The following is a 6,007-nucleotide window of genomic DNA, read 5'->3' on the forward strand; positions in this document are numbered from 1 at the left end:
CCATCAAAATCCAAGAAATCATTTTCGGCTCCCCTCTCGTACTTTGGTCCGTATCATACCCTGATTCAGCAACGCCTACGGGCAATACCTTAGCTGCTATTTATAAACCCCAGCTCACAGAACTTTTGAAAGAGAAACTTAAAGAAACCGACGCGCTCCGCAAAAGATCCCAGGCAGAACGAAAGGCTTGCTCCTCCGGTTCCTCAGACTATCAGCAATGGGATGAAGAATACCAAAAGTATGCTAAAATCGGCAACCAAATTTATAATACTCGCAAAAATTTAGATGAAGCTTGTCAGAAAGTAAAGCCTTTCTCTCACCCTTTTTACTGGGCTGCTTTTACCTGCACTGGGATTCGGTAAAATTCAATCACATTTAAATCCTCAACAAAAATCATCCACGCATCCTTACAAAGTTGGTGCGACAATTAATGAGTAAGTTGATAATTTTTAGTTAACTCGTTGGTAATCCGAAGACTTCAGAGAATGAGCCAAAAAGCGTTCTGTGTAGTACAAAGCAAGTTGATTGCTCGGGCCATTAAAAACTGCATCAAAGGCGTGTTCAGCCCAAGGAATTTCGAGCAAAATAGCCCGTGAAGCGAAGCTATCCCGTAGGGAATCGCCCGTGGCTCGCAATCGTTGGTAGAGCGATCGACCAAACTTGGGCTGAACGATATGGTCGCGACCTGCATAAACCAGTAGAGAAGGGGGAAGATTCGGTTTAATATAATTTATGGGAGAAGCCCGACGGTAAAGCTCGTTGAGTTCGTCTGGGGTTCCTCCCAGAAAGGCACGCAAGACGGCTCGAACATTTATAGCATCAGGAAAAGGTGGGTCATTATATCCCCGAATCAGGTCATTTGGCCCGTAATAGTTCACCACTGCTCGAACTGGAAGCACACTAGAATCATAAGCAGTTAGCATTGCTAAATGGGCACCTGCCGACCTTCCCATCAAAGCAATTCGATCGAGATCGATGGACCAATCACCAGCATGAGTTTTGATATAGGAAAGAGCGGTTTGTACGTCCTCAAGCTGAGCAGGAAATTGATACTTGGGAGCGTGGCGGTAAGCAATTGCAACCACACAATAGCCTTGAGCGGCCATATAGCGGCTGAATTCCTCATTGGCATCGGGATTGCCTCTTTGCCAAGCTCCCCCGTAGAGTGTGATAATCGCCGGATATTTGCCAATTTGCATCGGCCGATAAAGGTTTAGTTGCAGTGAAACTCCGTCAGGGTTGGCAAATCCAATAGCCCGATCGATCCTAACCTCTCTGATGGGAATTCCTCGGAACGCATCTGCGAGGATAAACGGTTGAGGGCGTAGCTGCGCGCGATGGGCGACAGGAACGGCTGCTAAATAGTTTTCCCCTAAAACTGCTTGCATTTGGGTAGCGATGGCTGCATTGGCTGCTGGGAACTGAATCAGGGGGAGCAGGCCCAGGATTAGGGCGAACAGGTTACAAATCAGTAAAATAATGTAGACTTTGCCTTGATGCCGCCTGAGCAGGTTCAGCAGAAGGGCGATCGTATTCATACCGACCAACCAAGGACTGATTTCTGGTGCTCCCACCGCCAAAGGGTACAGGAACATCGTGGGTGCTGGTATGATGACCCAGAGACTGAGAAATAGTGCGCTCGCACTCAGGAACCAAGAAATAAAGGGCGAGACTAATAATGCTGCTAATAAAGGTAACTTTTTGCGGTTCTTCTTGTGGGTCATCGGATTTTCGCAGCCTAATTTTTAATCAGTTTAAACTAATATCATCGCCCTAACATATGCTACAATGACACTGAGACTTTAACAAAAATTGCCTCAAAGTAGATTCCCAAAAAGCATTGATTTAACACATAAGTCGTTAAAAATAATTTAATCGCCTTGCGCCACCAACAGGATAAATCTTTGGGGAACGAGTTCTTACATCACTCTTGCATAAATTTGGATAATTGGAAGTACATTTTAGATTCAAGCATTAGGAATGACTTGTGAGTCTCCGGGTTGGGACTTTTTATAGAAATGCCTTTTTTTTTACTGGTAAGCTAAGACGCATCTAAATTTTCTAGTCAAGTTTGATGAAATTATTGTGGGTATCTCGCCCGTTATAAAAATACAATTTAGATGCGGGACAGCTTATCAGCAGCGCTAATTCGATAGAATTAGGTGGAACTACTTAACTCTGCGTCTAGAGCATTTTTGCGGTTAAGAAATATTTTTATCGGTTAAAATGTATAGTACAAAAAGCCCATCTCACAGCGCTATAACTTTTATTTTTCAACGGCACGAGGTGCAACCAGATTCCAATTCACCTGAGAAACACCGTACAAAATAAAATTATCCAAAAGTCCGTAAGCATCGCCACAATTGTAACCTTTAGCATCAACACATTTCTTATCCGCCCTTTGATTCACAGCCACAAAAATATCAACTCCCTCCGGCAACACACCCGCATACATCTTTAAATTAGCAAAATCATCAAGGATGCGACCGTTATCATCCACCGGCGGCAATTTCCACTCTTTCGGATTATTATTGCCGCCTAACTGGATTGCCCAAGCATGAGTACCGTCAAGCGCTCCGTTGTGGGCAGTATATCGATTCCAAAGATTATTTCGCTTTTCTCCGATGCGCGGGTTATTTTCATAACCAGCTACCCAATATTCTGACATGAATTTGAGAAAAACTTCCGCTTCCGCAGCAAGCGAACCAGTACCGGGACTCAAATCAGTGTTTCTGCTGCTAAAAGGAACCATGCCTAAATTCCAAGACCAATTTATCCTCCCCGGCTTCGGATTTAGCCAGGTAGAAAAATCGCAGAAGCTACCCTTCCAGATGCAGTGCGGCCGCTTCACATCCCATCCCTGCCAATAGTAAGTCTTCCCGTTCCAAGCGCGTTTCTCTGGCTCGCGATCGACCATATTTTCTACTCCTTGGGTCATGAAAATTCCCCGATCAGCCGCAGTAGAAATTCCTAACTCTGTTTTGAAGAAAACCTCCAAAGCCGAACCTTGATGAGTTGCTGGTTTACCCATTTTAGCAGCATATCTGCCGGAAGCCACAAGCTGCTCCAAAATAATCGTAGGAAATGCCGGACTGGTATTGGAATAGTGATATTGGCCGAGAGGATACTGAAGGCATCTGCCAGCCAAAACCTGCATAATTTCTCCTAAAGTAGGACTCGGCAAAAAATAGCCCGCGCTAGGAGAAATGCCGAGTTGATTTTTTGCTGAACTGATAGATTTGTAGCCCCACTCATTGACAAGTAACTGTTCTTGTGCTTGAAAATTAGCTGGGGTTTTTAGATTGCGAAGCACAGGCAAATTTGCGGTGACATCTTCAGCATATCTGGGGGCGCTGCGCTGAAGTCCGGATCGGTGCGACAAAAAATGTCCGAGGGTGACATTTTGCCACTGTTTGTCTGCAAATCCTGAGTTAAGATTGGCACACTTGCTGTCTTTCACGGGAACGGGAAATTTGACTTTACCCGAAAATACGGCGTGCAAGTTTTCAGGGATAATCGCTACTGGATATTGCTTGTTCAAACCGGGAATTAGCGGCGGATAATGCTCTGGATCGAACAATTTCATCCCTTCAATTTGGTCGTCAGTCAGTTCTAAGCCGGCCCGATCGCGCGCCGTCTGTTTAAGCGCCCAGCGCACCATTGCAAAGGTAACAGGCTTGCTGATACTGCCCATACGCATGGGGGTATCTGCGGGTACGATCGCAGCCAGAGGAGCCTGCATATCCCTCGCCACAAGCCGGATTCCAGTTATTAGTAGGTCTGCCTTTCATTCGCCCGAAACCCCAAACACCGACGGGTTTACCTTTAACAGAAACACCCAGTACGGCCGCACCGACGCAGCGGTGGCGCATGAATTCTGTCAGGGATTGCAAAATCGGCTGGAGTTGCGCGTCACCGCTACCGCTAACAGGGATGCTTTCTTGCGCTAAAGCTGTGTTGTTGTTGGACTCGGAAAGCTTTCCCAAGCCTCCTAAGAGGATAGCTGAAATTAAGGTCAAACTTGTGTAGAAAAGTCTGTTGATTTTTTGGCGATAGTCCCTAACATTCATCATAAAAAACTCCTGTTTAAAAAGGTAGGTGGGTTCAAGTCTGTCAGATCGATTTGAGTAACAGATACGTTATTGAGAGTGGCTAAAATTTTACCTGTGGCTGTCAAGCGGATTAAGGTGTCGCTGTTGGCTTGACTAATTGACAGTTGAGAAGAAGTCAAACCTCTAGTAAGGGCGATCGCATCTTTTCCGGGTTCAAAATCTCGAATGATATCCATCCCTGAATCGGCCCAAAGCAGAAAACGATCGTTCCCACTTCCTCCAATTAAAAAATCATCTCCCAAATCGCCGCTTAAAAAGTCGTCTCCCGCTCCCCCAAATATGGTATCATTGTCTTCTCCTCCCCAAATCGTATCATTGCCTTCACAGCCATCCAGTAGGTCGTTATTTTCATCACCCCGCAAGTAATCGTTGCCACCGCCGCCACAGGCAGTATCGTCACCTAAATTTCCCAACAGAGTATCGTTTCCTTCACCGCCTAAAATTAAATCTCTATCCTTACCTCCCAATAAGAAATCGTTTCCTTTGCCCCCATCCAAGAAATCGGAGTCTTCGTTGCCGTGAATGAAGTCGCTATCTTCTCTACCATTTAGCGAATCTTCTCCTCGATTTCCAAATAATGTATCTCTTCGTTCATTACCAAGAATAATGTCTTGATTCTTGCCACCAAAAAGCAAGTCATCTTCCGTTCCACCAGAGATAAAGTCGTTGCCTTCGTTACCGTTTAAAAAGTCATTTCCTTCGCCGCTAAACAGGTTATCGTTACCTTCTTTTGCCTGGAAATAATCCTCGCTGCTGCTGCCGTCGAATGTCTCATTGCTAGCAGTACCTGTGAGGGGTAGATCGATCGTACTATTCACAACTACCTTTTCTACAGGATTGGGTTGGTTGAGATTTGGGAGGGATAGAGAGTTACAAGGGCAATCTTCTGTCGGAATTTCTGTCGGTGTCGGAGTTGCTGTGGGAATCTCAGCAGGAATTTCTGTGGGAACTTCTGTGGGAATTGCCGTTGGTGTTGGCGTTTCTGTCGGAATTGGTGTCGGAGTTGGTGTTGGCGTTTCTGTCGGAATTTCTGGGGGAATTTCTGGGGGAATTTCTGTCGGAGTTGGTGTGGGCATTTCTGTCGGAGTTGGTGTCGGCTTTTCTGTCGGAGTTTCTGTCGGAGTTGGTGTTGGTGTCGGCGTTTCTGTCGGAGTTGGTGTTGGTGTCGGAGTTTCTGTCGGAGTTTCTGTCGGAGTTTCTGTCGGAGTTTCTGTCGGAGTTGGCGTTTCTGTCGGAGTTTCTGTCGGAGTTGGTGTTGGTGTCGGCGTTTCTGTCGGAGTTTCTGTCGGAGTTTCTGTCGGAGTTGGCTTTTCTGTCGGAGTTTCTGTCGGAGTTGGTGTTGGTGTCGGAGTTTCTGTCGGAGTTTCTGTCGGAGTTTCTGTCGGAGTTTCTGTCGGAGTTGGTGTTGGTGTCGGAGTTTCTGTCGGAGTTGGTGTTGGTGTCGGCGTTTCTGTCGGAGTTTCTGTCGGAGTTTCTGTCGGAGTTTCTGTCGGAGTTTCTGTCGGAGTTTCTGTCGGAGTTGGCGTTTCTGTCGGAGTTGGTGTTGGCGTTGGTGTTGGCGTTGGTGTCGGAGTTTCTGTCGGAGTTTCTGTCGGAGTTTCTATCGGAGTTTCTGGCGGAGTTTCTGTCGGAGTTGGTGTTGGTGTTGGCGTTGGTGTCGGAGTTTCTGTCGGAGTTGGTGTTGGTGTTGGTGTTGGTGTCGGAGTTTCTGTCGGAGTTTCTGTCGGAGTTGGTGTCGGTGTCGGCGTTTCTGTCGGAGTTGGTGTCGGAGTTTCTGTCGGAGTTGGTGTCGGTGTCGGAGTTGGTGTCGGAGTTTCTGTCGGAGTTGGTGTCGGTGTCGGCGTTTCTGTCGGAGTTGGTGTCGGAGTTTCTGTCGGAGTTGGTGTCGGTGTCGG

5 protein-coding genes are annotated in these 6,007 nt (G+C 46.7%); 1 reads left to right on the forward strand and 4 read right to left on the reverse strand.

The window, feature by feature from the left end; genetic code table 11:
• Positions 1-362: hypothetical protein (locus QUB06_RS32910; RefSeq protein WP_333438836.1), on the forward strand; the 362-nt coding region annotated here is incomplete at its 5' end.
• An 87-nt stretch (positions 363-449) separates the two neighbouring features.
• Here the strand turns inward: QUB06_RS32910 and QUB06_RS32915 are convergent.
• The 4 genes from QUB06_RS32915 to QUB06_RS32930 form a co-directional block, all read right to left on the reverse strand.
• Positions 450-1,724 carry an alpha/beta hydrolase gene (locus tag QUB06_RS32915; protein ID WP_333438837.1) on the reverse strand — a complete coding sequence of 425 codons (1,275 nt, stop codon included), beginning with the start codon at positions 1,722-1,724 and terminating at the stop codon, positions 450-452.
• A 542-nt stretch (positions 1,725-2,266) separates the two neighbouring features.
• Entirely contained in the window at positions 2,267-3,742 is a 1,476-nt protein-coding gene (locus tag QUB06_RS32920) for a serine hydrolase (protein ID WP_333438838.1), read from the reverse strand.
• Complete coding sequence (locus tag QUB06_RS32925) at positions 3,642-4,073, reverse strand: hypothetical protein (RefSeq protein ID WP_333438839.1); 432 nt, start codon at positions 4,071-4,073, stop codon at positions 3,642-3,644. Before QUB06_RS32925 ends, QUB06_RS32920 begins: the two co-directional genes overlap by 101 nt.
• Positions 4,070-6,007: calcium-binding protein (locus QUB06_RS32930; protein ID WP_333438840.1), on the reverse strand; the 1,938-nt coding region annotated here is incomplete at its 5' end. The genes QUB06_RS32930 and QUB06_RS32925, both read right to left, overlap by 4 nt.

This window comes from Microcoleus sp. D2_18a_D3, assembly GCF_036702455.1.
Taxonomy (GTDB): domain Bacteria; phylum Cyanobacteriota; class Cyanobacteriia; order Cyanobacteriales; family Microcoleaceae; genus Microcoleus.

Bases quoted from the DNA above. Each gene is read 5' to 3' on its own strand.
- QUB06_RS32925 (WP_333438839.1), bottom strand. From the start codon at position 4,073: ATGATGAATGTTAGGGACTATCGCCAAAAAATCAACAGACTTTTCTAC.
- QUB06_RS32920 (WP_333438838.1), bottom strand. From the start codon at position 3,742: ATGCAGGCTCCTCTGGCTGCGATCGTACCCGCAGATACCCCCATGCGT.
- QUB06_RS32915 (WP_333438837.1), bottom strand. From the start codon at position 1,724: ATGACCCACAAGAAGAACCGCAAAAAGTTACCTTTATTAGCAGCATTA.